This window comes from Pseudomonas sp. B21-053 (genome assembly GCF_026016365.1).
GTDB classification, from domain to species: domain Bacteria; phylum Pseudomonadota; class Gammaproteobacteria; order Pseudomonadales; family Pseudomonadaceae; genus Aquipseudomonas; species Aquipseudomonas nunensis.
The window spans coordinates 4,968,487-4,993,352 of the sequence record NZ_CP087205.1; the positions used below are offsets into that span (position 1 = coordinate 4,968,487).

General features: G+C 58.0%; 21 protein-coding genes, 2 tRNA genes and 3 rRNA genes. 12 read left to right on the forward strand and 14 right to left on the reverse strand.

All coding sequences use genetic code 11. The features are described 5' to 3' along the window. Nucleotides 1-145: 145 nt before the first annotated feature. Nucleotides 146-1,069 (forward strand): TIGR03571 family LLM class oxidoreductase, encoded by a 924-nt coding sequence (locus LOY68_RS22090; protein ID WP_265039911.1) that lies wholly within the window; start codon nt 146-148, stop codon nt 1,067-1,069. 117 nt (nt 1,070-1,186) lie between these two features. On the opposite strand, the gene rrf is transcribed toward LOY68_RS22090, so the two are convergent. The 5 genes from rrf to LOY68_RS22115 all read right to left on the reverse strand — a co-directional run bounded on the left by rrf (nt 1,187) and on the right by LOY68_RS22115 (nt 6,495). Further along, nucleotides 1,187-1,302: ribosomal RNA gene (gene rrf / locus LOY68_RS22095) — 5S ribosomal RNA — on the reverse strand. A 163-nt stretch (nt 1,303-1,465) separates the two neighbouring features. Continuing rightward, a 23S ribosomal RNA gene (locus LOY68_RS22100) occupies nt 1,466-4,357 on the reverse strand. Between the two features lie 247 nt (nt 4,358-4,604). Then, nucleotides 4,605-4,680, reverse strand: a tRNA-Ala gene (locus LOY68_RS22105). 33 nt (nt 4,681-4,713) lie between these two features. Then, nucleotides 4,714-4,790: transfer RNA gene (locus tag LOY68_RS22110), tRNA-Ile, on the reverse strand. Between the two features lie 166 nt (nt 4,791-4,956). After that, nucleotides 4,957-6,495: ribosomal RNA gene (locus tag LOY68_RS22115) — 16S ribosomal RNA — on the reverse strand. The 16S, 23S and 5S rRNA genes sit together here with 2 tRNA genes alongside, the layout of an rRNA operon. 612 nt (nt 6,496-7,107) lie before the next feature. Between LOY68_RS22115 and rhtA the strand changes: the two genes are divergently transcribed. Both rhtA and LOY68_RS22125 read left to right on the forward strand, forming a co-directional pair. Continuing rightward, nucleotides 7,108-7,995, forward strand: a complete 888-nt coding sequence (gene rhtA / locus LOY68_RS22120) for a threonine/homoserine exporter RhtA (protein ID WP_163913336.1) — start codon at nt 7,108-7,110, stop codon at nt 7,993-7,995. Between the two features lie 169 nt (nt 7,996-8,164). After that, on the forward strand, nt 8,165-8,446 hold the full coding sequence (locus LOY68_RS22125; protein ID WP_054052208.1) for a hypothetical protein: 282 nt from the start codon (nt 8,165-8,167) through the stop codon (nt 8,444-8,446). On the opposite strand, the gene LOY68_RS22130 is transcribed toward LOY68_RS22125, so the two are convergent. Then, nucleotides 8,433-9,011: a TetR/AcrR family transcriptional regulator gene (locus LOY68_RS22130; RefSeq protein ID WP_265039912.1), complete on the reverse strand. Its 579-nt coding sequence runs from the start codon at nt 9,009-9,011 to the stop codon at nt 8,433-8,435. The two genes, LOY68_RS22125 and LOY68_RS22130, sit on opposite strands and share 14 nt — an antisense overlap. 91 nt (nt 9,012-9,102) lie before the next feature. On the opposite strand from LOY68_RS22130, the gene LOY68_RS22135 reads away from it, so the two are divergent. Both LOY68_RS22135 and LOY68_RS22140 read left to right on the forward strand, forming a co-directional pair. After that, complete coding sequence (locus LOY68_RS22135; RefSeq protein WP_054052205.1) at nt 9,103-9,831, forward strand: SDR family oxidoreductase; 729 nt, start codon at nt 9,103-9,105, stop codon at nt 9,829-9,831. A 37-nt stretch (nt 9,832-9,868) separates the two neighbouring features. After that, nucleotides 9,869-10,459 (forward strand): 2-hydroxychromene-2-carboxylate isomerase, encoded by a 591-nt coding sequence (locus LOY68_RS22140; protein WP_163913332.1) that lies wholly within the window; start codon nt 9,869-9,871, stop codon nt 10,457-10,459. A gap of 45 nt (nt 10,460-10,504) precedes the next feature. On the opposite strand, the gene LOY68_RS22145 is transcribed toward LOY68_RS22140, so the two are convergent. The 4 genes from LOY68_RS22145 to LOY68_RS22160 form a co-directional block, all read right to left on the reverse strand. Further along, the gene (locus LOY68_RS22145) at nt 10,505-12,313 is read right to left on the reverse strand and encodes an aminopeptidase P family protein (RefSeq protein WP_265039913.1); all 1,809 of its coding nucleotides are present in this window, start codon (nt 12,311-12,313) and stop codon (nt 10,505-10,507) included. Nucleotides 12,314-12,378: 65 nt separating this feature from the next. Then, nucleotides 12,379-13,536, reverse strand: coding sequence for an aminotransferase class V-fold PLP-dependent enzyme (locus LOY68_RS22150; RefSeq protein WP_265039914.1), 1,158 nt, complete (start codon nt 13,534-13,536; stop codon nt 12,379-12,381). A gap of 206 nt (nt 13,537-13,742) precedes the next feature. Beyond that, nucleotides 13,743-14,354 (reverse strand): LysE family translocator, encoded by a 612-nt coding sequence (locus LOY68_RS22155; protein ID WP_163913325.1) that lies wholly within the window; start codon nt 14,352-14,354, stop codon nt 13,743-13,745. Between the two features lie 101 nt (nt 14,355-14,455). Then, nucleotides 14,456-14,725, reverse strand: coding sequence for a hypothetical protein (locus tag LOY68_RS22160; protein WP_265039917.1), 270 nt, complete (start codon nt 14,723-14,725; stop codon nt 14,456-14,458). Nucleotides 14,726-15,116: 391 nt separating this feature from the next. On the opposite strand from LOY68_RS22160, the gene msuE reads away from it, so the two are divergent. From msuE to LOY68_RS22180, 4 genes are all read left to right on the forward strand, one after another. Beyond that, on the forward strand, nt 15,117-15,680 hold the full coding sequence (msuE, locus tag LOY68_RS22165) for an FMN reductase (RefSeq protein ID WP_265039919.1): 564 nt from the start codon (nt 15,117-15,119) through the stop codon (nt 15,678-15,680). A gap of 10 nt (nt 15,681-15,690) precedes the next feature. Next, nucleotides 15,691-16,836, forward strand: a complete 1,146-nt coding sequence (ssuD, locus tag LOY68_RS22170; RefSeq protein ID WP_054052194.1) for an FMNH2-dependent alkanesulfonate monooxygenase — start codon at nt 15,691-15,693, stop codon at nt 16,834-16,836. Between the two features lie 130 nt (nt 16,837-16,966). After that, complete coding sequence (locus tag LOY68_RS22175) at nt 16,967-18,154, forward strand: acyl-CoA dehydrogenase family protein (protein ID WP_054614054.1); 1,188 nt, start codon at nt 16,967-16,969, stop codon at nt 18,152-18,154. 22 nt (nt 18,155-18,176) lie between these two features. After that, nucleotides 18,177-19,280, forward strand: a complete 1,104-nt coding sequence (locus LOY68_RS22180; protein WP_054052190.1) for a sigma-54 interaction domain-containing protein — start codon at nt 18,177-18,179, stop codon at nt 19,278-19,280. Here the strand turns inward: LOY68_RS22180 and LOY68_RS22185 are convergent. Further along, nucleotides 19,277-19,642: an antibiotic biosynthesis monooxygenase gene (locus LOY68_RS22185; RefSeq protein ID WP_265039923.1), complete on the reverse strand. Its 366-nt coding sequence runs from the start codon at nt 19,640-19,642 to the stop codon at nt 19,277-19,279. The two genes, LOY68_RS22180 and LOY68_RS22185, sit on opposite strands and share 4 nt — an antisense overlap. 93 nt (nt 19,643-19,735) lie before the next feature. Between LOY68_RS22185 and soxR the strand changes: the two genes are divergently transcribed. Then, nucleotides 19,736-20,203 carry a redox-sensitive transcriptional activator SoxR gene (gene soxR / locus LOY68_RS22190; protein ID WP_265039924.1) on the forward strand — a complete coding sequence of 156 codons (468 nt, stop codon included), beginning with the start codon at nt 19,736-19,738 and terminating at the stop codon, nt 20,201-20,203. A 101-nt stretch (nt 20,204-20,304) separates the two neighbouring features. Here the strand turns inward: soxR and LOY68_RS22195 are convergent, their stop codons facing one another. From LOY68_RS22195 to LOY68_RS22205, 3 genes are all read right to left on the reverse strand, one after another. After that, the gene (locus LOY68_RS22195; RefSeq protein WP_123409521.1) at nt 20,305-21,075 is read right to left on the reverse strand and encodes a MetQ/NlpA family ABC transporter substrate-binding protein; all 771 of its coding nucleotides are present in this window, start codon (nt 21,073-21,075) and stop codon (nt 20,305-20,307) included. Nucleotides 21,076-21,149: 74 nt separating this feature from the next. Then, nucleotides 21,150-21,815 carry a methionine ABC transporter permease gene (locus LOY68_RS22200; protein WP_054052181.1) on the reverse strand — a complete coding sequence of 222 codons (666 nt, stop codon included), beginning with the start codon at nt 21,813-21,815 and terminating at the stop codon, nt 21,150-21,152. Nucleotides 21,816-21,817: 2 nt separating this feature from the next. Next, nucleotides 21,818-23,032 (reverse strand): SfnB family sulfur acquisition oxidoreductase, encoded by a 1,215-nt coding sequence (locus LOY68_RS22205; protein ID WP_265039928.1) that lies wholly within the window; start codon nt 23,030-23,032, stop codon nt 21,818-21,820. A gap of 255 nt (nt 23,033-23,287) precedes the next feature. Between LOY68_RS22205 and LOY68_RS22210 the strand changes: the two genes are divergently transcribed. After that, a complete protein-coding gene (locus tag LOY68_RS22210; RefSeq protein WP_163913310.1) occupies nt 23,288-23,746 on the forward strand; it encodes a VOC family protein in 459 nt (152 codons plus the stop codon). A gap of 222 nt (nt 23,747-23,968) precedes the next feature. Beyond that, nucleotides 23,969-24,844 (forward strand): alpha/beta fold hydrolase, encoded by an 876-nt coding sequence (locus LOY68_RS22215; protein WP_265039930.1) that lies wholly within the window; start codon nt 23,969-23,971, stop codon nt 24,842-24,844. Nucleotides 24,845-24,866: the final 22 nt, after the last annotated feature.

A 24,866-nucleotide genomic window follows, 5' to 3' on the forward strand; every position in this document is an offset into this window, starting at 1 on the left:
TGAGGGCCAAAACGACGGTCGGAAGTGTTGGGTGATGTGATTTACTCGTGCGTTTTACTCAAGATTGATATTCCCATTCATGCATTTTTCTTGCAGATAGGCCTGTGGATACTGGGTGCATGTCCTTCCCTTTTTGGAGTTTTTCATGCACTCGCGATTTCAACGATTACTGGGCCCGAACGGGTTTTCCATCGGGCTCGAATTGCCGCTGGATAACGACTGGTCCAGCGATGGCCAACGACTGCGCACGGCTGAGAACAGGCCTTTTGGCGTTCCTGACCTGAAGCAACACGCGGCTATGGCACGTTTGGCCGACACGTCCGGGTTTCGTGCGCTTTGGGTGCGTGACGTACCGGTGTATGACCCCAATTTTGGCGATGCAGCCCAAGTATTTGAAGCGTTTTCCTACTTGGGATATCTGGCAGGGATCACTGACAACATCATGTTGGGTACGGCGGCAGTTGTACTGCCATTGCGTCAGCCATGGCTGACACTCAAGGCTGCTAATAGCGTCGATGAACTGAGTGACGGACGCTTGCTCCTTGGCGTGGCCAGCGGTGACCGTCCGATGGAATATCCATTGTTTGGCGTGGATTACGCTCAGCGCAGCGAGATCTTTCGCGATACGGTTGAGTTGTTGCGTAGCCAAGGTGAAGGTCGTTTGCCTGAGGGTGCGCGGTTGCTGCCGGAGCGTGATCAGGCGGTGCCGCTGCTGGTGGCGGGGCTTGGTCAGCAGTCTCCGGCCTGGATTGGCGAGCATATGGACGGCTGGCTTGCCTACCCTGGTACGCCGGATGAGCATCGTCGTCGAGTGGGTTTATGGAGAGAAGTCGGTGGCGATAAGCCTTACATCAGCTTTATCCATCTGGATCTGGAAGCCAATCCATACGCGCCGATGCGGCGTGTGCGCTTCGGCGGCAGTTGCGGGCGGCTTGCATTGATTGATGAGCTGCAGGCTTTGCGTGATGCCGGTGTGCAGCATGTGGGCCTGCATATGCGACGTAGCGAACGGCCGGTGGCGGAAGTGATTGAGGAGATCGCGGAACACGTTCTGCCGATGTTTCACTGACATTGGGGTGGGTGGTAACCAGGGACAGCCATTGGGTTGTCCTTTTCTTTGCGTCACTTTCCTGCGGGCAAAACAAAACCCCTACCTGCATACGCAGATAGGGGTTTCGGAATTTAATCTTGACGATGACCTACTCTCACATGGGGAAACCCCACACTACCATCGGCGATGCATCGTTTCACTGCTGAGTTCGGGATGGGATCAGGTGGTTCCAATGCTCTATGGTCGTCAAGAAATTCGGGAGCCGGCTCGTTTGCCCTTGCGGGTTTACGCTCCAGCGAATGGGTATGTGATAGATCTCGGTGTTTTGTGAGCAGCTTCGAACTTTCGGTTCGTTTCGTCTTCACACACCGCAATCTGATGCTCTTTCGAGTAGTCAAATTGCTTGGGTGTTATATGGTCAAGCCTCACGGGCAATTAGTATTGGTTAGCTCAACGCCTCACAGCGCTTACACACCCAACCTATCAACGTCGTAGTCTTCGACGGCCCTTCAGGGGACTCAAGGTCCCAGTGAGATCTCATCTTGAGGCTAGTTTCCCGCTTAGATGCTTTCAGCGGTTATCTATTCCGAACATAGCTACCCGGCAATGCCACTGGCGTGACAACCGGAACACCAGAGGTTCGTCCACTCCGGTCCTCTCGTACTAGGAGCAGCCCCTCTCAAATCTCAAACGTCCACGGCAGATAGGGACCGAACTGTCTCACGACGTTCTAAACCCAGCTCGCGTACCACTTTAAATGGCGAACAGCCATACCCTTGGGACCGGCTTCAGCCCCAGGATGTGATGAGCCGACATCGAGGTGCCAAACACCGCCGTCGATATGAACTCTTGGGCGGTATCAGCCTGTTATCCCCGGAGTACCTTTTATCCGTTGAGCGATGGCCCTTCCATACAGAACCACCGGATCACTAAGACCTACTTTCGTACCTGCTCGACGTGTCTGTCTCGCAGTCAAGCGCGCTTTTGCCTTTATACTCTACGACCGATTTCCGACCGGTCTGAGCGCACCTTCGTACTCCTCCGTTACTCTTTAGGAGGAGACCGCCCCAGTCAAACTACCCACCATACACTGTCCTCGATCCGGATAACGGACCTGAGTTAGAACCTCAAAGTTGCCAGGGTGGTATTTCAAGGTTGGCTCCACGCGAACTGGCGTCCACGCTTCAAAGCCTCCCACCTATCCTACACAAGCAAATTCAAAGTCCAGTGCAAAGCTATAGTAAAGGTTCACGGGGTCTTTCCGTCTAGCCGCGGATACACTGCATCTTCACAGCGATTTCAATTTCACTGAGTCTCGGGTGGAGACAGCGCCGCCATCGTTACGCCATTCGTGCAGGTCGGAACTTACCCGACAAGGAATTTCGCTACCTTAGGACCGTTATAGTTACGGCCGCCGTTTACCGGGGCTTCGATCAAGAGCTTCGCGTTAGCTAACCCCATCAATTAACCTTCCGGCACCGGGCAGGCGTCACACCCTATACGTCCACTTTCGTGTTTGCAGAGTGCTGTGTTTTTAATAAACAGTCGCAGCGGCCTGGTATCTTCGACCGGCATGGGCTTACGCAGTAAATGCTTCACCCTCACCGGCGCACCTTCTCCCGAAGTTACGGTGCCATTTTGCCTAGTTCCTTCACCCGAGTTCTCTCAAGCGCCTTGGTATTCTCTACCCAACCACCTGTGTCGGTTTGGGGTACGGTTCCTGGTTACCTGAAGCTTAGAAGCTTTTCTTGGAAGCATGGCATCAACCACTTCATGTACTAAAAGTACACTCGTCATCAGCTCTCGGCCTTAGAATCCCGGATTTACCTAAGATTCCAGCCTACCACCTTAAACTTGGACAACCAACGCCAAGCTGGCCTAGCCTTCTCCGTCCCTCCATCGCAATAACCAGAAGTACAGGAATATTAACCTGTTTTCCATCGACTACGCTTTTCAGCCTCGCCTTAGGGACCGACTAACCCTGCGTCGATTAACGTTGCGCAGGAAACCTTGGTCTTTCGGCGTGGGTGTTTTTCACACCCATTGTCGTTACTCATGTCAGCATTCGCACTTCTGATACCTCCAGCAAGCTTCTCAACTCACCTTCACAGGCTTACAGAACGCTCCTCTACCGCATCACCTAAGTGATACCCGTAGCTTCGGTGTATGGTTTGAGCCCCGTTACATCTTCCGCGCAGGCCGACTCGACTAGTGAGCTATTACGCTTTCTTTAAAGGGTGGCTGCTTCTAAGCCAACCTCCTAGCTGTCTAAGCCTTCCCACATCGTTTCCCACTTAACCATAACTTTGGGACCTTAGCTGACGGTCTGGGTTGTTTCCCTTTTCACGACGGACGTTAGCACCCGCCGTGTGTCTCCCATGCTCGGCACTTGTAGGTATTCGGAGTTTGCATCGGTTTGGTAAGTCGGGATGACCCCCTAGCCGAAACAGTGCTCTACCCCCTACAGTGATACATGAGGCGCTACCTAAATAGCTTTCGAGGAGAACCAGCTATCTCCGAGCTTGATTAGCCTTTCACTCCGATCCACAGGTCATCCGCTAACTTTTCAACGGTAGTCGGTTCGGTCCTCCAGTTAGTGTTACCCAACCTTCAACCTGCCCATGGATAGATCGCCCGGTTTCGGGTCTATTCCCAGCGACTAGACGCCCTATTAAGACTCGCTTTCGCTACGCCTCCCCTATTCGGTTAAGCTCGCCACTGAAAATAAGTCGCTGACCCATTATACAAAAGGTACGCAGTCACCCAACAAAGTGGGCTCCCACTGCTTGTACGCATACGGTTTCAGGATCTATTTCACTCCCCTCTCCGGGGTTCTTTTCGCCTTTCCCTCACGGTACTAGTTCACTATCGGTCAGTCAGTAGTATTTAGCCTTGGAGGATGGTCCCCCCATATTCAGACAAAGTTTCTCGTGCTCCGTCCTACTCGATTTCATGACTAAGAGATTTTCGCGTACAGGGCTATCACCCACTATGGCCGCACTTTCCAGAGCGTTCCGCTAATCTCAAAGCCACTTAAGGGCTAGTCCCCGTTCGCTCGCCACTACTAAGGGAATCTCGGTTGATTTCTTTTCCTCAGGGTACTTAGATGTTTCAGTTCCCCTGGTTCGCTTCTTAAGCCTATGTATTCAGCTTAAGATACCTAACTTATGTTAGGTGGGTTCCCCCATTCAGACATCTCCGGATCAAAGTCTGTTTGCCGACTCCCCGAAGCTTTTCGCAGGCTACCACGTCTTTCATCGCCTCTGACTGCCAAGGCATCCACCGTATGCGCTTCTTCACTTGACCATATAACCCCAAGCAATCTGGTTATACTGTGAAGACGACATTCGCCGAAAATTCGAATTTCTCAACTAAGAGAACTCACAAATTTTACCTTAGCCTGATCCGTTACCAGTGAAAGTAACGTTCAGTCTATCTTTCTATCACATACCCAAATTTTTAAAGAACGATCTAATCAAAGACTAGAAATCAACATTCATCACCGTTTTGGTGGAATGCTCATTTCTAAGCTTTCAACAAACAGAAGCAGTAGTGGTGGAGCCAAACGGGATCGAACCGTTGACCTCCTGCGTGCAAGGCAGGCGCTCTCCCAGCTGAGCTATGGCCCCGTATTTCTACAGGCGTTCCCACACAAGCAAAATTGGTGGGTCTGGGCAGATTCGAACTGCCGACCTCACCCTTATCAGGGGTGCGCTCTAACCAACTGAGCTACAGACCCAATTTCGAGCTATTCAGGCCGACCTCACCCTGCTCTTTACCGCAAAGCATGGGGTGCGCTCTAACCAACTGAGCTACAGACCCAATTTCGGGCTGCTTCTTTATCGTCTTCTTCAATGAATCAAGCAATTCGTGTGGGAACTTATGGAGCAGCTGATGTCGTCGATTAAGGAGGTGATCCAGCCGCAGGTTCCCCTACGGCTACCTTGTTACGACTTCACCCCAGTCATGAATCACACCGTGGTAACCGTCCTCCCGAAGGTTAGACTAGCTACTTCTGGTGCAACCCACTCCCATGGTGTGACGGGCGGTGTGTACAAGGCCCGGGAACGTATTCACCGCGACATTCTGATTCGCGATTACTAGCGATTCCGACTTCACGCAGTCGAGTTGCAGACTGCGATCCGGACTACGATCGGTTTTCTGGGATTAGCTCCACCTCGCGGCTTGGCAACCCTCTGTACCGACCATTGTAGCACGTGTGTAGCCCAGGCCGTAAGGGCCATGATGACTTGACGTCATCCCCACCTTCCTCCGGTTTGTCACCGGCAGTCTCCTTAGAGTGCCCACCTTAACGTGCTGGTAACTAAGGACAAGGGTTGCGCTCGTTACGGGACTTAACCCAACATCTCACGACACGAGCTGACGACAGCCATGCAGCACCTGTCTCAATGCTCCCGAAGGCACCAATCCATCTCTGGAAAGTTCATTGGATGTCAAGGCCTGGTAAGGTTCTTCGCGTTGCTTCGAATTAAACCACATGCTCCACCGCTTGTGCGGGCCCCCGTCAATTCATTTGAGTTTTAACCTTGCGGCCGTACTCCCCAGGCGGTCAACTTAATGCGTTAGCTGCGCCACTAAGAGCTCAAGGCTCCCAACGGCTAGTTGACATCGTTTACGGCGTGGACTACCAGGGTATCTAATCCTGTTTGCTCCCCACGCTTTCGCACCTCAGTGTCAGTATCAGTCCAGGTGGTCGCCTTCGCCACTGGTGTTCCTTCCTATATCTACGCATTTCACCGCTACACAGGAAATTCCACCACCCTCTACCATACTCTAGCTTGTCAGTTTTGAATGCAGTTCCCAGGTTGAGCCCGGGGATTTCACATCCAACTTAACAAACCACCTACGCGCGCTTTACGCCCAGTAATTCCGATTAACGCTTGCACCCTCTGTATTACCGCGGCTGCTGGCACAGAGTTAGCCGGTGCTTATTCTGTCGGTAACGTCAAAACACTTACGTATTAGGTAAATGCCCTTCCTCCCAACTTAAAGTGCTTTACAATCCGAAGACCTTCTTCACACACGCGGCATGGCTGGATCAGGCTTTCGCCCATTGTCCAATATTCCCCACTGCTGCCTCCCGTAGGAGTCTGGACCGTGTCTCAGTTCCAGTGTGACTGATCATCCTCTCAGACCAGTTACGGATCGTCGCCTTGGTGAGCCATTACCTCACCAACTAGCTAATCCGACCTAGGCTCATCTGATAGCGCAAGGCCCGAAGGTCCCCTGCTTTCTCCCGTAGGACGTATGCGGTATTAGCGTCCGTTTCCGAGCGTTATCCCCCACTACCAGGCAGATTCCTAGGCATTACTCACCCGTCCGCCGCTCGCCACCAGGTACAAGTACCCGTGCTGCCGCTCGACTTGCATGTGTTAGGCCTGCCGCCAGCGTTCAATCTGAGCCATGATCAAACTCTTCAGTTCAAACATCTTTGGGTTTTTAAGAAACCCTAAACTTGGCTCAGCAATCGTTGGTTACATCTTTGATTTCTCGCGGAGTAACTTGTGATGCTGATAATCTTGTTGACTATCAGTCTGACTCCACAAGCACCCACACGAATTGCTTGATTCAGTTGTTAAAGAGCGGTGGGTTGATTCTTTCGTCTCAACCGAGGCGCGCATTCTACAGCAGCGCCAGTTACTGTCAAGCGGTTATTTTAAGAAGTTTTCAAAGTTTCCTTTGTAACTTCAACCACTTGCGCTTTCGATCTCTCGTTAGCGGGAGGCGAATTCTACAGCGTTACTCGCTGCTGTCAACACCTCTTTTTCAACTCCTTTCGTGCTTCGATGAACTGAAGCAACTCACTGCCGAAACCTGCGTAACTCTTTGTTTACCAAGGAGTTTTCCGTTTCGACTGCGCCGGAAGTGGGGCGAATTATAGACTTCCAGAATCTGCCGTCAACCCCTGATTCATCTTTTCTATCAACACACGCAAAATCCCTGCTTATATATAGACGCGCCCTCAACGAATGCGCAGTATATTGCCCAATACACAAAACAACACTTTCGCTTCCTGCCTTGGACGATGCCTAGCAATGAATGACCAACCCCGCAGCCTTGCCTCGACCCTCTTCTCGGTTGGCCTGCTAATAATAGCCATGGCATCCATCCAGTCTGGCGCCTCCTTGGCCAAAAGCATGTTCCCCATTGTCGGCGCTCAAGGGACCACCACCCTGCGGCTGATCTTTGCCAGCGTGATCATGCTACTGATATTACGTCCATGGCGAGCCAAGCTCACCGCAAAATCCCTGCGCACCGTCATCATCTACGGGATGGCGCTGGGTGGCATGAACTTCCTCTTCTATATGTCCTTACGTACGGTCCCGCTCGGGATCGCGGTAGCGCTGGAGTTCACCGGACCACTGGCTGTCGCCATCTATGCCTCACGTCGTGCCATCGACTTTTTGTGGATCGCGCTCGCCGCCGTCGGCTTGCTGCTGTTGATACCTACGGGAGCCGCAACAACCGGTATCGATCTGGTGGGCGCAGGCTATGCACTGGGCGCCGGTGTCTGCTGGGCGCTGTACATTTTGTTTGGCCAGAAGGCCGGCGCCGACAATGGTGTAACGACCGCCGCCCTGGGCGTGATGATCGCCGCACTGTTTGTCGCACCTATCGGCATCATCCACGCTGGTGCGGCCTTGCTGACCCCGTCGCTGATCCCTGTCGCCATCGGTGTCGCGCTTCTGTCTACCGCCCTGCCCTACACCTTGGAAATGATCGCATTGACCCGGATGCCCGCACGTACCTTCGGCACGCTGATGAGCATCGAGCCCGCCATCGGCGCGCTATCGGGTTTGTTGTTCCTCCATGAGTATCTTTCCTTGTCACAATGGATGGCCATCCTGTGCATTATTCTGGCTTCTGTCGGCGCAACCATGACCATGGGGAGTGCCGCCAAGCCTGCGGTCGCGGCAGATTGATACCGGATTTGACGAAGCTCTGGTATTTGCCGCGCAATTAGGCCATGTTTAGGCCCGCAACCCAGTGCCACACATGGACTTTTTCAGATAAGGACATCGGAGCGCGTCAAGCGATAGCAAAAGCGAACGCAGACCCGGGCGCCAGATCCGGGCCGCAATAAGGAACGTAATGAAACGAATTTTGATACTGATCGCCATACTTGCAGTTGCAGGCTGCGCGGCGACCTCGAGAACCCAGGTCAAACACGGCAAGAAGGGGCTGCACATCAACTGTTCCGGGCTTTCGTCGTCCTGGGACAAGTGCTACACCAGCGCCGCCAACTCGTGCGCGCCCAAAGGTTACAAGGTCATCGCCAAGTCGGGAGACTCAGTGGAAGAGCCTGGCGACTATCCGTTCGGTCTCAACCCCGCCGGCTACACCAGTCGCAGCATGATCGTCATCTGCAAATAGCTGGGTCCCGCCCGGCAATCTGGCGACCAATCTCGTCTTGGCTGGACTGCAGCACGGTTCGCTGGAGATCAGGAGTGGCCAACATTCGCGCCACCACCAGCGCGCCGATGCATTGCGACAGAATCGCCCAGGCCAGGCTGTCGCTGTCCAGAATCCGCGCCCAGCTCTCCTGAAGCCGACAAATCCAGTTCTCTGCCTGCTGGCGTACCACCAGATCTGAACGAGCAATCTCCGCCCCCAATGCAGGCAGCGCACATCCAGCCGCCGGCTGCTCGACGTGAGACATGCTCAGGTAATGCTTGAGGCAGCGCTCGAGCCTGGCGCGATCTTGCTCACCATGCCCGCCCAATCGGTCCAGGCTCTGGCACAGCTCTCGCTCGACGATGGCAGCGAACAGTTCATCCTTCGACGCAAAGTGACTGTAGAACGCCCCGCCACTCAAGCCGATCGCCTTCATCAAACCGTCGACACCGACCGTGGCAAAACCAGACTTCTTGGCCGACACCGCACTGCTTTCCAGCAATTTCTCTTTGGTTTCCAGCTTGTGATTGGGCGAGTAACGCATTGCCTTGTCCTCAGATTGATCACCTTGACGCTGGCCGGATCGTAGCATAACGTTCGTTTAGTTAACGATCGTTTACCAAAGGGATCTACCCATGAATAACAAGAAGGTCGTACTGGTTGTCGGCGCGGGGGATGCTACTGGCGGCGCCATCGCCAAGCGTTTCGCACAGGAAGGTTTCATCGCCTGCGTCACTCGCCGCAGCGCCGATAAACTCCAGCCGCTGGTGGACGCGATCAAGGCCAGCGGCGGCGAAGCCCATGGTTTTGCCTGTGATGCGCGCAAGGAAGAGGACGTGATTGCGCTGGTCGAGCAGATTGAAACCCAGATCGGTCCCATCGAAGCGTTCGTCTTTAATATCGGCGCCAATGTGCCGTGCAGCATTCTCGAAGAAACCGCACGCAAATATTTCAAGATCTGGGAAATGGCCTGCTTCTCCGGCTTCCTCAATGCCCGCGAAGTGGCCAAGCGCATGGCCACTCGCCAACGGGGCACGATCCTGTTTACCGGCGCCACCGCCGGCCTACGCGGTGCCTCGGGGTTTGCCGCATTCGCCGGTGCCAAGCACGGCATTCGCGCCCTCGCCCAAAGCATGGCCCGGGAACTGGGGCCGATGAACATCCATGTCGCGCACGTCGTAGTCGATGGCGCTATCGACACCGACTTCATCCGCGATAGTTTCCCGGAGAAGTACGCGACCAAAGATCAGGATGGCATTCTCAACCCCGAGCACATTGCCGAAAACTACTGGTACCTGCACAGTCAGCCAAGGGATGCCTGGACCTTCGAGCTCGACCTGCGCCCATGGAACGAACGCTGGTAAGCCCTCCCCCTAAAACAATAAGCAGAGTGCATCGACCATGAGCAAAACCGTGGAGTTTTACTTCGACCTTGGCAGCCCTGCCACCTACCTGGCGTACACCCAACTACCAAAGATCTGTGCGCAGACCGGCAGCCAGTTGATCTACATTCCGATGCTGTTGGGCGGCGTCTTTAAAGCCACCGGCAATGCCTCACCGGCGATGATTCCGGCCAAGGGTCGCTACATGTTTCAGGACCTGGACCGCTACGCCAAACGCTACGACGTGCCGCTGAAATACAACCCGCACTTTCCGATCAATACGCTGCTGTTGATGCGCGCCGTGACTGGCGTGCAATTGCGCCAACCGGAGCGTTTCCAGGACTTCATCGATTGTTTGTTCAAAGCACTGTGGGTGGAAGGCCGCGGCCTTGATGACCCGGCGACCGTCGCGGCCGTACTGAAGGAAAACGATTTTGACCCGAACGAAGTGCTGGCCCTGACCGCCGATGAGGAGGTCAAAGCCGCACTCAAGGACAACACAGAGAAAGCCGTGCAACGCGGCGTGTTCGGTGCGCCGAGTATGTTTATCGATAATCAGCTGTTCTTCGGCCAAGACCGACTGGACTTCGTCCTTGAAGCCTTGAGCTGAATGGCCTGAGCCAGGCGCTCGATCGAGCGTCTGAACTCAAACCGCTTAGATAGCCGCGGTCCGGGTGTTCAACCACTCAAGCGCGGCACCATTGAGCAGCGGGCTCAAACGCTCACGCACTTCAGCGTGATAGCCGTTGAACCACTGTTTCTCGTCGTCAGTCAGCAACGATGGCTCCAGGCAGCGAGTGTCGATCGGGCACAGGGTCAGGGTTTCGAATTTCAGGAATTCGCCGAATTCGCTCTTGCCTGCTTCACGGTTCAACACCAGGTTCTCGATCCGCACACCCCAGCGACCCGGACGATAAGTCCCTGGCTCAATGGACGTGATCATCCCCGGCTGCATCGCGGTTTGCGGTGCTGCGGCGGCTTGATAGGCAATCACTTGCGGGCCTTCGTGAACATTCAGGAAGTAACCGACGCCATGCCCGGTGCCGTGACCGTAATCAACACTCTCCGCCCAGATCGGCGCGCGGGCAATCGAGTCCAGCAACGGCGACAAAATGCCCCGAGGGAATTGCGCGCGGGACAATGCAATCACGCCCTTGAGCACCCGCGTGCAATCGCGTTTCTGTTCGTCGGTTGGCGTGCCGACCGGCACCATGCGGGTGATGTCGGTGGTACCACCCAGGTACTGGCCGCCGGAATCGATCAGCAACAGGCCGTCACCCTCGATCACCGCGTGTTCTTCTTCGGTGGCGTGGTAGTGCGGCATCGCGCCATTGGCGTTGAACGCGGCAATGGTGTTGAAACTCAGCGACACATAATCCGGGCGCCGGGTACGGGCCGCGGTCAGGTGTTCGTCGATGGTCAGTTCGGTGATGCGCTCACGACCCCAGGCCGATTCCAGCCAGGCGAAGAATTCGCACAGTGCCGCGCCGTCCTGTTCCATGGCCCGACGAATGTGTTCCGCGTCGTCCAGGCTTTTGCGGGATTTGGCCAACGTGGTCGGGTTCAGTCCTTCCAGCAGTTTGACGCCGCTGTCCAGGTTATCCAGCAACCCGGCAGTGACGCGGGCAGGGTCGACCTGCAGGCTCGCGCCGCTCGGCACACCGCGCAAGGCATCGGCCACTTCGCTGTAATCGCGCAGCGTCACGCCGTCCTGCTCAAGGATGGCGCGCAACTCGCTGCTGACTTTGCTCAGGGCTACAAACAAAGTCGCCTGTTCCTGACTGATCAGAGCGAAGGACACAAACACCGGGTTGAACGACACATCGCCGCCGCGCAGGTTGAACAACCAGGCGATGTCGTCGAGGGTGGCGATGAAATGCCAGTCGGCACCGCGCTCTTTCAACACTTCGCGCAGATTGGCCAGCTTCTCGCCACGACTGACCGTCGCTTGTGGCGGCAAGTGTTGATAAATCGGTTCGTTCGGCAGGTTTGGGCGATCGCTCCAGACTTCGCTCAACAGATCGATGTCGGTGCGCAGACGAGCACCGCGCTCTTCGAGTTTGCCGCCCAGCGTGCGTGCCGAGGCCACGGCCATCACCGCGCCATCGACGGCGACCACGCCACCTTCAGGGGTTTGTTCGGCCAGCCAGTCCAGCGGCCCCGGTTGACCCGGTTGCAGCTTGACCAGTTCGATGCCGCTGCCCTTGAGCTCCTTGCTCGCTTGCTCCCAGTAACGACTGTCGGCCCAGACGCCGGCGAAATCCGGCGTAACAATCAGGGTGCCGACCGAGCCGTGGAAGCCCGACAACCATTGCCGACCTTGCCAGTAACCCGGCAGGTATTCCGACAAGTGCGGGTCGGCCGACGGCACCAACAGGGCGTGAATGCCCTCGCGGTTCATCAGCTCACGGGTTTGCGCCAGGCGCTGGGGTACCAATCCATTGGTCAAAGGCTGCGTACTCATCATGTCTCCTGCTAACCACTTCATCATTATTGTTGAGTGCCGATCTGAGTCGGTGCTTTAACGGCTTATTGCCAGAACGCCGGGGCGCTGGCATTCGCCGCTTTAATCAGTTCGATCGCTTGGTCGATGTCCTGCTCGGTAGTGAATCGCCCGAGGCTCAAGCGGATAGTGCGACCGGCCGAGCGGGCGTCGTGCCCCAGGGCCAGCAACACATGGGATGGCGCATTGCTTGCGGAATTGCAGGCCGAGGTCGCGGAAAACGCGATCGAATGGCCCAGCGCCGCGGCGTTGAACTCGCCTTCATTGAAGGTCAGGCTCAAGGTGTGGGGAATTCGTTGGGTCGCGCTGCCGTTGAGGCGCACGCCGGGGAGGCCCAGCAGCTGTTCGAGCAAGCGCTCGCGCAGATGCACGATGGTGGCTTTCTCGTCATCGAACAAGGCTGCCGCCAACGCAAACGCTTCGCCCATGGCGACGATCTGGTGCGTGGCGAGAGTGCCGGAGCGCAAGCCGCCCTCGTGACCGCCGCCGTGAATCTGCGCCTGCAACCGCTGTTGCGCACGCGGGCCGACGTACAGCGCGCCGATGCCTTTGGGGCCGTAGATCTTGTGCGCCGAGAACGACATCAGGTCCACCGGCCATTCGGCCAGATCGATCACGACTTTGCCCGCGCCCTGGGCCGCGTCAACGTGAAACAACGCGTCACGATTACGCACCACTTGGCCGATGGCCGGGATGTCATTAACCGTACCCAGTTCGTTATTCACCAGCATCAACGATACCAGGAAGGTGTCATAGCGCATGGCTTCGCTGACCGCTTGCGGTGTGATCAGGCCTTCAGCATCCGGCACCAGATAGGTCACCGCCACACCGGCGTCCTGCAATTGTTTCGCGGTGTCGAGAATCGCCTTGTGTTCAATCTGGCTGGTGATGATGTGGCCGCCGGACACACCGCGGGCCTGGGCGACGCCCTTGAGCGCCAGATTATTCGATTCGGTGGCGCCGGAGGTCCAGACGATTTGATCCGCCTGGGCACCGACCAGTTCGGCCACCTGCTGGCGCGCCTGCTCGACCGATTGCCGGGCCTGCTGGCCAAACGCATGGGAGCTGGACGCCGGGTTGCCAAAATTGCCGTTGAAACCCAGACACTCGACCATAACCTTGATGACTCGCTCATCCACCGGCGTGGTGGCGGCGTAGTCGAAATACAACGGACGTTTATTCATAAAAAGACTCGCAGAGCGTGTTCCGGGATCAGGAGGCTCGTGACTGAACAGTTCAAAGCGTCACCTTGTGGGCGACGCCGAATTATCCGCACCTCAGCAATACCTGATCGGAGGCCGTTAAAGAAGAACAACTTCATTTAAAAGTGCGTAGGAACGCTCCTGAAGTCGAGCTTAACAGGCATCGGCCAACCGGTTGAAGCAATGCGTCAGCTAAAGCTTTCGATCAACAACGGATACAGCGAAGCCACCAGCAGCAGGGCCATGCCCCAGTTGAAGATCCGCAACCAGCGGCGATCCTTCAACACATTGCGCAACAACGTTCCACAACCCGCCCACACGCCGACGCTCGGCAGGTTGATCAGGGCGAACACTGCGGCAATCACGATCACATTGGTGAAGTAACCCTGCATTGGCGTGTAAGTGCTGATGGCGCCGATGGCCATGATCCAGGCTTTGGGATTGACCCACTGGAACGCAGCGGCGCTGAGGTAAGTGATCGGTTTGCTTTCGCCCTGTTCGTTGTCGGACACCGGGCCGGAGTGAGCAATTTTCCACGCCAGATACAGCAAATACGCCGCGCCGACGTAGCGCAGGACGGTGTAGAGCAACGGATAGGTTTGAAACACTGCGCCCAAACCAAAACCCACCGCGACCACCAGGACGAAGAAGCCGCAGGTGATGCCGAGCATATGGGGGATGGTGCGGTTAAAGCCGAAGTTCACGCCCGATGCCAGCAACATGGTGTTGTTCGGGCCGGGTGTGATCGAGGTCACGAGGGCAAACAGGGCGAAGCCCAGCAGCAGATCAAGCGAAAGCATGGGTGGCAGTCCGTCAGGGTCAGTCAGGTATTGACCCTATCGCACGCCTTGCGGGAAACCCACGGACAGTTGGGTAAAAGTTCGAGCAGTACAGTCGCGGATCAGCTTGGACGACCGTGAAGGTGTACGGCCCGTTCAGCGTTCATTTCGCCCTGGCTATCAAAGCCGAAGGACTTGGTTGGCTGGCCGAGCAATGCGGCTTTTTTCGCGTGGTATTCCTCAAACGACAGACCTTGGCGGTTCAACGTTTCCATCGCCAGTTCCTTGGTTTCCTCGGCGGTGTAGGGCCGCAGTTCAGGCGAAACATGGCTCGCACATCCAGCGAGAACGGAGACGGCGAGGAGCAAGGAAACAGTGAGTAAGCGGTTCATGGTGAGCGTCCTGACAAGGTTGTGTTTGGCGATGTGTGAAGGCTACGCCCGGCCTGCGTTCGGCAGAAATCAACGCTCTCGATAGTGGGTATCAGGGGCCACGGGACCGCAGCGCCGCATATTCAATAAAGATCTATAAATATCTTTTAATGATCTTTTACGGAATAACAGCAAGCCTTTATAACAACTGCATTGCTTCACCCGCTGTTGCCCACGCAACTGTTTGCCAGGCAACAGCCATTCAACAAATGGCCCTGCCAGTCACACAGTCTGCGTCGACCATAACGCTGAAAGCCCCGGAATACGGGGCTTCGAAGGATTGGTACAGGTCTTGCTCAAGCCCAGTGACTATTCACTGCTCCCTGAGCAACTGTTTAAAAAGGAACTGATCATGTCGCGTCCATTGAAAGTCGTTGCCCTCTCCGGCGGTACCTGGCGTCCGTCCCGCACCTTGGTGCTGACTCAAGCGCTGCTGGCCGAACTCGGCGAGCAATTGACGATCGAGAGCAAGTTGATCGAACTGGGCGACATCGCCCGTCCGCTGGGCGCCGCCCTCTCCCGTCAGGAATTGAGTGCCGAGATCGAAGCCGAGCTGCAAGCCATCGAAAGCGCCGACCTGCTGATCGTCGCCGCGCCGGTTTATCGCGGCTCCTACCCTGGCCTGCTCAAGCACCTGTTCGACCTGATCGACCTCAATGCGCTGATTAACACCCCGGTGTTGCTGGCCGCCACCGGTGGCAGCGAACGGCATGCGCTGGTGCTCGATCATCAACTGCGGCCGCTGTTCAGTTTCTTCCAGGCTCTGACCCTGCCGATTGGCGTGTACGCCACCGAAGCCGATTTCTCGAATTATCAAATAACCAGTGAGCCCTTGAAGGCCCGCATTCGTCTTGCTGCAGAACGCGCCGCGCCGCTGTTTGGCGTGCACCCCCAAAATCTGCTGAAAATCGCTTAAGGATCTCTTCATGGATGTTTTCTGGTTCCTGCCCACCCACGGCGACGGCCACTACCTGGGCACCACCCAGGGCGCCCGCCCGGTGACGCTCAACTATCTGAAACAAGTGGCGCAAGCCGCCGACAGCCTTGGCTACTACGGCGTGCTGATTCCCACCGGGCGCTCCTGCGAAGACTCGTGGGTGATCGCTTCGGCGCTGGTGCCGTTGACCGAACGCCTGAAATATCTGGTGGCGATTCGTCCGGGGATCATCTCGCCGACCGTTTCCGCGCGCATGGCTGCCACCCTGGACCGTTTGTCCAACGGCCGCTTGCTGATCAACGTGGTGACCGGTGGTGACCCGGATGAAAACCGCGGCGACGGGATCTTCCTCGATCACAGCGAGCGCTACGAAGTCACCGACGAATTCCTGCACATCTGGCGTCGGGTGCTGCAAGGCGAATCCGTCGACTTCGAAGGCAAACACCTGCAAGTGCAGAACGCCAAGGCGTTGTATCCGCCGGTGCAGAAACCCTATCCGCCGCTGTACTTCGGCGGCTCTTCCGAAGCGGCCCATGAACTCGCCGCCGAGCAAGTGGATGTGTACCTGACCTGGGGCGAGCCACCGGCCGCCGTCGCGGAAAAACTCGCCGATGTGCGTGAGCGTGCTGCACGCAACGGGCGCACGGTGAAGTTCGGGATTCGTCTGCACGTGATCGTGCGCGAAACTGCCGAAGAGGCGTGGAAAGCCGCGGACAAACTGATCGAGCACATCAGCGACGAAACCATCGCTGCGGCGCAGAAGTCGTTCTCGCGTTTTGACTCCGAAGGCCAGCGGCGCATGGCGGCGTTGCATGACGGTCGGCGCGACAACCTGGAAATCGCCCCTAACCTGTGGGCCGGCGTCGGCCTGGTGCGCGGCGGTGCCGGGACAGCGCTGGTGGGTGATCCACAGCAAGTGGCGGCGCGGATCAAGGAATACGCGGACCTGGGGATCGAGAGTTTTATCTTTTCCGGTTATCCGCACCTTGAAGAAGCCTATCGCTTTGCCGAACTGGTGTTCCCGCTGCTGCCGGAGCCGTATGCCAGCCTTGCGGGACGTGGCGTGACCAACCTCACCGGGCCGTTTGGCGAAATGATTGCCAATGATGTGCTGCCGGCAAAAGCGTCGGCCTGACACTGCTCCTGTAGGAGCGAGGCTTGCCCGCGAAGAACGATCACGCGGTGCATCAGATCCACCGCGGCGCCTGCTTCGCGGGCAAGCCTCGCTCCTACAGAAAGCGTCGTCCATATAAGGAATTCCCCGCGTGACGGCCAAACCACAAAGCGCCCTGCTCTCTCCCTTGCACACCGCCCGCCAACTGGCGGCCGAGTTTGCCCTGACTGCCGTCGAGCGCGACGAACGCGGCGGTACGCCCAAGGCTGAGCGTGACGCCCTGCGCAACAGCGGTCTGCTCGCGCTGAGCATTCCCACCCAGTACGGCGGCCTCGGCGCGAGCTGGAGTGAAACCCTGACCATCGTGCGCGAGTTCGCCAAGGTCGACAGTTCGATTGCCCATGTCTTCGGTTTCCATCACCTGATGCTCGCCACCGTGCGCCTGTTCGCCAAACCCGAGCAGTGGCAGCCGTGGTTCGAGCAAACCGCACGCAAGAACTGGTTCTGGGGCAACGCCCTGAATCCGCTGGACACCCGCACCGTGGTGAAAAACCTCGGCGGCTGGCGCGAGTTTTCCGGCAAGAAAAGCTTCTGCTCCGGCGCCAGCGATTCACAAATGCTGATCGCCTCGGCGGTGGATGAAACTGCTGGCGGCAAACTGTTGATCGCCGCGATCCCCAGCGGTCGCAGCGGCATCACCCTGCACAACGACTGGAACAACATGGGCCAGCGCCAGACCGACAGCGGCAGCGCAACCTTCGAACGGGTGCGGGTCGAAGAGTCGGAATTGCTGCTCGATCCCGGTCCATTGAGCACACCGTTCGCCTGCCTGCGGCCGTTGATCGCGCAACTGACCTTCACCCACATGTTCCTCGGCATTGCCGAAGGCGCGTTTGAAGAAGCGCGGCAATACACCCTCACCGAAACCCGGCCCTGGCATAAATCCAGCACCCAGGATGTGCGCGAGGATCCGTATGTGCTCGCCCATTACGGCGAATTCTGGGTGGCCCTCGAAGGTGTTCGCTTGCTGGTGGAACGCGCCGCCGATCTGCTCGACAAGGCCTGGGCCAAAGGCCCGAATCTCAGCGCCGAAGAGCGTGGACATCTGGCGACGGCGATTGCCACGGCCAAGGTCGCCGCCACTCGCAATGGCCTGGAACTCTGTAGCCGCTTGTTTGAAGTGACCGGCGCGCGTTCGACCCACGCCTCGCTGCGACTGGACCGGCACTGGCGCAACCTGCGCACGCAAACCCTGCACGACCCGGTGGATTACAAACTCCATGAACTGGGTGATTGGGCGCTGAACCAGTCCCTGCCGATTCCGACTTTCTATTCCTGACCTTCTCTTCATGGAGCCTGCCATGCAACTGCTGACCCTACCGCCCTCGCCCGCCCTGGCCACATCGATCCGCGCCACCGCGCAGGTGTTCGAAGACCCGAAATCCCAGGCCTTGCTCGCGCATTTGCAACAGGTCGCACCGAGTGAAGCCAGCGTGCTGATCATCGGTGAAACCGGCACCGGCAAGGAGTTGGTGGCGCGGCATATCCACAACCTCAGCGCACGGCGCAACCGGCCATTCGTGGCGGTGAACTGCGGCGCGTTCTCCGAATCCCTGGTGGAAGCCGAGCTGTTCGGCCACGAGAAAGGCGCGTTCACCGGCGCCCTGAGCGCCAAGGCCGGGTGGTTCGAAGAGGCCGATGGCGGCACCTTGTTCCTCGATGAAATCGGCGATTTGCCGATGGCGATTCAGGTCAAGTTGCTGCGGGTGTTGCAGGAGCGGGAAGTGGTGCGCCTGGGTTCGCGCAAAAGCATTCCGATCAATGTGCGGGTGCTGGCCGCGACCAACGTGCAACTGGAGAAAGCCATCAACGCCGGGCACTTCCGCGAGGATTTGTACTACCGCCTCGACGTGGTCAGCCTGGAACTCAGCCCGTTGCGCGACCGTCCCGGCGATATCCTGCCGCTGACCCGCCACTTCGTCGAAGCCTACAGCCAGCGCCTCGGCTACGGGACCATCACCATCAGCAAAGAAGCCGAGCTGAAACTGCGCAGCTACAGTTGGCCGGGCAATATCCGCGAACTGGAAAACGTGATTCACCACACCCTGCTGATCTGCCGTAACGGCGTAATCGAACGCGACGACCTGCGCTTGTCGAACATGCGCATCGAGCGTCAGGACGATCACCACGGCACGGTTGACGATTCACCGGAAGCGCTGCTCGACCGAGCCTTTCAAAAGCTCTTCGAGGAACAGGCCGGGGCGCTGCACGAGAAGGTCGAAGACGCGTTGTTGCGCGCGGCGTATCGCTTCAGCCATTACAACCAGGTGCACACCGCTGCGTTGCTCGGCCTGAGCCGTAACGTGACCCGCACGCGGTTGATCAAGATCGGCGAACTGGCGGTGAACAAGCGCCGGCCCACAGAAAATGTGCAGGGCGAGCGTTTGATGCAGTTGTCGATCTAGCTCACTAGATTGCAGTGCAGCGCATCATCGTGACTGCGCTCCAGGCTGTGCAGCACCTGGAATGAACCGAAGGTCACGGTTTTCGCCTGATGGGCGCGGATCAGTTGCCAGAAATCCTGCTCGCCGCTTTCAAAGCGCTGGAACGCGGCTTCCCCGGCCTCGCGGGATTGCCATTGCAGATAATTGAGCACCCGTCGGCCATCGTCGCTGGCCTGGATGCTCGCGCTCAGGAACCCACTGAATTCCTGGGCCAGGCGCTCGGTCTGGGCGGACAATGCCGAGACTAGCGCGGGTTGTTGATGAGGCTCGATCTCGAATTCGATCAATTGGGTGAAACTGCGGTTTTTCTCTGACGTTGGCATGAATAGTCCCCACTCACCTTAAAACCGGATTTGCGATCCGAAGGCCTGCAGGGTAAAACCTCAAGTTAACTAGAGGTCAAGAGGCTTTTTCAGATGATCACCCCGGAGAACCTGCACAAGGAACTCACCGTCGGCCAGGTCGCCGCCCGCAGCGGCGTGGCCGTCACCGCCCTGCACTTCTATGAAACCAAGGGTTTGATCAAAAGCCATCGCAACCAGGGCAACCAACGGCGTTATCCGCGTGAAGTGTTGCGACGGGTGGCGCTGATCAAGGTTGCGCAGCGTTTGGGGATTCCGTTGGCGGAGATTGCCGAGGCGTTGAAGTCGTTGCCGGACAATCGTGCACCGACGGCGGCAGACTGGCAGGTGTTGTCGGCACAGTGGAGCCGGGATCTGGATCAGCGGATTCATCAGCTGACCTTGTTACGCGACCGGCTGAATGGCTGCATCGGCTGTGGGTGTTTGTCGATGGAAGCGTGTCCGTTGCGTAATTTTGGCGATGTGCTGGGTGAGCGCGGGACGGGGGCGCGGCTGTTGGAATCGGAGTCTGACCCGGAATAGTGGTGCGGCCTTCGCGGGCAAGCCTCGCTCCTACAGAAGAACGCGTCCCCCCTGTAGGAGCGAGGCTTGCCCGCGAAGGCGTCCTCGTGGTCAACCGATCATTAAAACCCCGGTGCAATCTGCCCTTTATAACGGGTCAAGATGAACTGCCGAACCTCATCGGAATTCAACGCCTTGGCCAGTTTCTGGATGCGCGGATCGTTGATGTTGTCCGGGCGCGCGACCAGGAATTCGATGTACAGGCTCTTGCCCTTCTCGACGATCAACGCGCTGTTGGTGTCGATCCCGGCTTCCAGCGCGTAGTTGGCAAACACAAACGCCAGATCCACCTGACTCACCGAACGCGCGAGCAACGCCCCTTCCAGTTCACGAATCTTCAGGTGTTTCGGGTTGTCGATAATGTCCCGTTGCGTGGCCAGGGTGTTGCTCGGATCCTTGAGTTTGATCAGCCCCGCTTCGTGCAGCAGCACCAGCGCACGACCCGTGTTCACCGGGTCATTGGGGATAGACACGCTGGCGCCGTCCTTCAATTCGCTGATGTTCTTGATCTTGGTCGAGTAGGCGCCAAACGGTTCGATGTGCACACCGACCACCGGCACCAGGTCGGTGTGACGGGTCTTGTTGAAGTCATCGAGGAACGGCCGGTACTGGTAATAGTTGGCGTCGAGATTTTTCAGCGCCAGTTGCTGGTTGGGCTGGATAAAGTCGGTGAAGACCTTGATGTCCAGGTCCACGCCTTCCTTGGCCAGGGTCGGTTTGACGAATTCGAGGATTTCCGCGTGCGGTACCGGGGTGGCGCCGACGATGAGTTTTTCGTTGGCGTGAACGCTGAACGACAGGACGGCAGCCAGAATGGCCAGGGTCTTTTTCATGCTGTGCTCCAAGGCAGATTGAGTGGCCGTCGTGGGGTGGACGTGGGGCCTGATTGTTTTGTCGAAACGAATAATTAGCGTCGGCTGTAGCGTGCCACCAGGCGGTCGCCGGTCATTTGCAGGGCCTGCACCAGGATCAGCAGCAACACCACGGTGACCACCATCACGTCGGTCTGAAAGCGCTGATAGCCGTAGCGGATCGCCAGGTCGCCGAGCCCGCCGCCACCGATCACCCCGGCCATCGCCGTGTAATCCACCAGTACAATCGCGGTGACCGTCACCGCCGCCAGCAACCCGCCCCGGGCTTCCGGCAGCAAGGTATGGCGGATGATTTGCCACGTGGTGCCGCCCATGGCCTGGGTCGCTTCCACCACGCCGCGATCAACCTCGCGCAACGCGGTTTCCACCAGCCGCGCAAAGAACGGCGTGCAACCCACTACCAGAGGCGGAATCGTCCCGGGTACGCCGAGCGAAGTGCCGACCAATAACGTGGTCAGGGGAATCAGCACGATCAGCAAAATGATGAACGGCAGCGAACGCAGCATGTTCACGATCACCGACAACACCCGGTAAACCCCGACGGCTTCGTGCAACTGGCGCTTGCCGGTGAGGAACAGCACCACCCCCAGCGGCAACCCGAGCAACACGGTAAAACCGAGGGCGGCGCCGAGCATGGTCAGGGTGTCGAGGCAGGCTTGGGCGATGTCGGCCCAATAGATGTTTTTAAACCACTCGGCCATGGTCAGGACCAATCGTGACGTGGCGGTTTGACGCCGTTGAGCAGCCAGTTGCCGACCACGTGGTACTTCCAGCGCACCGGATCATGCAGGGTGTGGACCCGCGCATTGCGCCAGTGGCGGTCGAAGTTGTGTTTCTTCAGGGTCGAGCGGGTGCCGCCGAGTTCGAAGAGTTTGTTGCTGGCTTCGATGGCGATTTCGGTGGTCAGCACTTTGGCTTTGGCCACCGCCAGCGACGCCCGGGCGACGTTGTCTTCATCGGGTGCCGGGCGTGCTGCATCCAGCGCACGACCGGCGCGTTCAAGCAAGGCTTCGGCGGCTTCCAGGCGAATCTCCAGCCCACCGATTTGAATGATGGTCAGCGGATCTTCGCTGGCCTTTTCCACCCCCGCGTCGATCCACGGGCGGGCGAATTGCTGGACGAAAGCGATGGTGTCGCGCAGGGCCGCGCGGGCGATGCCGGCGTCGATGGCAGCGGTGGTCAATTGCGCGAACGGTCCGGCCAGGGTCGGGCTTTCATACGAACGATAAGTCGGGAACACATTGAACGGCGAGACGTGCAGGTCCTCGGCCAACACCGTGCCGCTGGACGTGGTGCGTTGGCCGATGCTGTCCCAATCGTCGACGATCACCAGCCCCTTGGTGCCGCGCTCGACGAACGACAACTGGCCCTTCTCCTCTTCATCCACGGCCAGCACCGCCAGCCAATGGGCGTAGAGCGAACCGGTGCAATAACCCTTGCGCCCGTTGATCACATGGCCGTCGCCGTAACGACGGATCGTCGCCTGAATGTCCTGCACATTCTTGCCGCCGGTTTCCGACAGCGCATTGGCGAAGCGATGCCCTTGCAGCGCGAGTTCGAAGAAGTGCGCTTGCTGCGCAGGCGTGCCTTGCAGGCGAATGTCTTCGAGCAGGCAATAGTGGTTTTGCGGGATCTGCCCCAGGGACGGATCCGCCGCCGAGATGATCGCGATCACCTGCGCCAGCACCGCGTAGGACACCTGCGCGCCGCCGAATTCCTTGGGCACGCTGATGCCCCACAAACCGCTGTTGGAATACAGATCGACGATCTCGGCCGGCACCTGGCGAGTGCGGTCGCGTTCGGCGTCCTGCTCCAGCAACACAGCGGCTACGCGTTCAGCGACGCGCAGGGCTTCGGCTTCGTCGGCGACCCGATGGGCGGCCGGCGGGTTGATCGGATAAACGGCAGATTCAGGCATACATGACTCTCGACAACAGGGTTTTGAGAGGGTCATTGCAGCTTCTATGCCGAGTGCTTTGACCAATGTTTTCGGGGGTTTTGCCGGGTTTAACGGTGATGAACCCGAGCAATCTGCTGCTTCACTGTTGATGGCTGAACAGTGGCGTTGCTGCTCGTCGGGCACTCGGTGACGCCAATGGCGCTGACCTATAGTTATCCGACCGGAAATCGGCGAAGGAACACCTTCAACTCACAACAAAAAGGGAGAACCGTTATGAGCGTCAAACCCATTCCAGAGGGCTATCACAGCATCACCCCCTACCTCGGCATCCAGAAAGCCGCCGAAGCCATCGACTTCTACAAGAAAGCCTTTAACGCCATCGAGGTGATGCGCCTGAGCATGCCCGACGGCGGCATCGGCCACGCCGAACTGCGCATTGGCGACTGCCCGATCATGCTCGGCACGCCGTGCGATCAAGGACCGTTGAGCAACCCGGACCGGTCACCGTCCGTGGGGCTGCACTTGTATGTGACCGATGTCGACAGGTCCTATAAACAGGCGATTGCGGCGGGCGGCACGGTGGTGTCCGAGGTCAAGGATCAGTTTTATGGCGACCGCTCCGGGACCTTGAAGGATCCCTATGGGCATTTGTGGTTTCTGGCGACGCGCAAGGAGGATTTGACTCAGGAACAGATTGAGCAGCGGGCGAAGGAGATGTTTAGTCAGGCTTGAGATATTTGGTGCCTCAAGCGGCCTCATCGCGAGCAAGCTCGCTCCCACAGGGGATTTGTGTACACAGCCCATGTGGGAGCGAGCTTGCTCGCGATGGCGCCAGATCAGGCACCGCCGATCTGCTTCAACACACTTCATGAACAACCACCCCACGCTTTGCGCCTTGCCGTGAACACCGAACAATTTCAGGATGCAGGCAACTACAACAAGGAGTCATTCCCCATGTTCGCCGGATTCCTGAAAGACCAGCGCCACGTCAACGGCGTGGACATTGCCTACCGCATCGGTGGCAGCGGGCCGGGCCTGCTGTTGTTGCACGGTCATCCGCAGACCCACGTCATCTGGCACAAGATCGCCGAGCAACTGGCCGAGCATTTCACCGTGGTCGCCGCCGACCTGCGCGGTTATGGCGACAGCGGCAAACCGCCGGCCAACGATCACCACACCAATTATTCCAAACGCGAAATGGCCAAGGACGGCGTCGAGCTGATGCAGTCCCTGGGCTTCGAACAGTTCTCGGTGCTGGCCCACGACCGTGGCGCCCGGGTCGCGCATCGCCTGGCGCTGGACCATCCCGAATCCGTGCAACGCATGGTGTTGCTGGACATCGCCCCGACCCTGTCGATGTACGCGCAAACCAACGAAGCGTTCGCCCGCGCCTATTGGCACTGGTTCTTCCTGATCCGCCCGGCGCCGTTGCCGGAAACCCTGATCGAAGCCGACCCCGAATCCTACCTGCGCAGCGTGATGGGCAGCCGCAGCGCCGGGCTCAAGCCGTTCACCGCCGAAGCGTTCGGCGAATACCTGCGCTGCCTGAAACTGCCCGGCACCGCGCGGGGAATCTGCGAGGACTACCGCGCCAGCGCCAGCATCGATCTGGAACACGACCGCGCCGATATCGACGCTGGCCGCGATTTGAACCTGCCACTGCTGGTGTTGTGGGGCGCCGAAGGCACCGTCGGCCGGTGCTTCGAGCCACTCAAGGAATGGCAACGGGTGGCCACCGACGTGCGTGGCAAAGCGCTGCCCGCCGGCCATTACATCGCCGAAGAAGCCCCCGAGCTATTGCTCGCCGAGGTCCTGCCTTTCCTCCACTGACACCCGCAACAGCCTGACCTGA

What these genes read in the sequence shown, in the direction of transcription:
- LOY68_RS22090 (WP_265039911.1), top strand. Translation starts at nt 146, where the DNA reads ATGCACTCGCGATTTCAACGATTACTGGGCCCGAACGGGTTTTCCATC.
- rhtA (WP_163913336.1), top strand. Translation starts at nt 7,108, where the DNA reads ATGAATGACCAACCCCGCAGCCTTGCCTCGACCCTCTTCTCGGTTGGC.
- LOY68_RS22125 (WP_054052208.1), top strand. Translation starts at nt 8,165, where the DNA reads ATGAAACGAATTTTGATACTGATCGCCATACTTGCAGTTGCAGGCTGC.
- LOY68_RS22130 (WP_265039912.1), bottom strand. Translation starts at nt 9,011, where the DNA reads ATGCGTTACTCGCCCAATCACAAGCTGGAAACCAAAGAGAAATTGCTG.
- LOY68_RS22135 (WP_054052205.1), top strand. Translation starts at nt 9,103, where the DNA reads ATGAATAACAAGAAGGTCGTACTGGTTGTCGGCGCGGGGGATGCTACT.
- LOY68_RS22140 (WP_163913332.1), top strand. Translation starts at nt 9,869, where the DNA reads ATGAGCAAAACCGTGGAGTTTTACTTCGACCTTGGCAGCCCTGCCACC.
- LOY68_RS22145 (WP_265039913.1), bottom strand. Translation starts at nt 12,313, where the DNA reads ATGAGTACGCAGCCTTTGACCAATGGATTGGTACCCCAGCGCCTGGCG.
- LOY68_RS22150 (WP_265039914.1), bottom strand. Translation starts at nt 13,536, where the DNA reads ATGAATAAACGTCCGTTGTATTTCGACTACGCCGCCACCACGCCGGTG.
- LOY68_RS22155 (WP_163913325.1), bottom strand. Translation starts at nt 14,354, where the DNA reads ATGCTTTCGCTTGATCTGCTGCTGGGCTTCGCCCTGTTTGCCCTCGTG.
- LOY68_RS22160 (WP_265039917.1), bottom strand. Translation starts at nt 14,725, where the DNA reads ATGAACCGCTTACTCACTGTTTCCTTGCTCCTCGCCGTCTCCGTTCTC.
- msuE (WP_265039919.1), top strand. Translation starts at nt 15,117, where the DNA reads ATGTCGCGTCCATTGAAAGTCGTTGCCCTCTCCGGCGGTACCTGGCGT.
- ssuD (WP_054052194.1), top strand. Translation starts at nt 15,691, where the DNA reads ATGGATGTTTTCTGGTTCCTGCCCACCCACGGCGACGGCCACTACCTG.
- LOY68_RS22180 (WP_054052190.1), top strand. Translation starts at nt 18,177, where the DNA reads ATGCAACTGCTGACCCTACCGCCCTCGCCCGCCCTGGCCACATCGATC.
- LOY68_RS22185 (WP_265039923.1), bottom strand. Translation starts at nt 19,642, where the DNA reads ATGCCAACGTCAGAGAAAAACCGCAGTTTCACCCAATTGATCGAATTC.
- soxR (WP_265039924.1), top strand. Translation starts at nt 19,736, where the DNA reads ATGATCACCCCGGAGAACCTGCACAAGGAACTCACCGTCGGCCAGGTC.
- LOY68_RS22195 (WP_123409521.1), bottom strand. Translation starts at nt 21,075, where the DNA reads ATGAAAAAGACCCTGGCCATTCTGGCTGCCGTCCTGTCGTTCAGCGTT.
- LOY68_RS22200 (WP_054052181.1), bottom strand. Translation starts at nt 21,815, where the DNA reads ATGGCCGAGTGGTTTAAAAACATCTATTGGGCCGACATCGCCCAAGCC.
- LOY68_RS22205 (WP_265039928.1), bottom strand. Translation starts at nt 23,032, where the DNA reads ATGCCTGAATCTGCCGTTTATCCGATCAACCCGCCGGCCGCCCATCGG.
- LOY68_RS22210 (WP_163913310.1), top strand. Translation starts at nt 23,288, where the DNA reads ATGAGCGTCAAACCCATTCCAGAGGGCTATCACAGCATCACCCCCTAC.
- LOY68_RS22215 (WP_265039930.1), top strand. Translation starts at nt 23,969, where the DNA reads ATGTTCGCCGGATTCCTGAAAGACCAGCGCCACGTCAACGGCGTGGAC.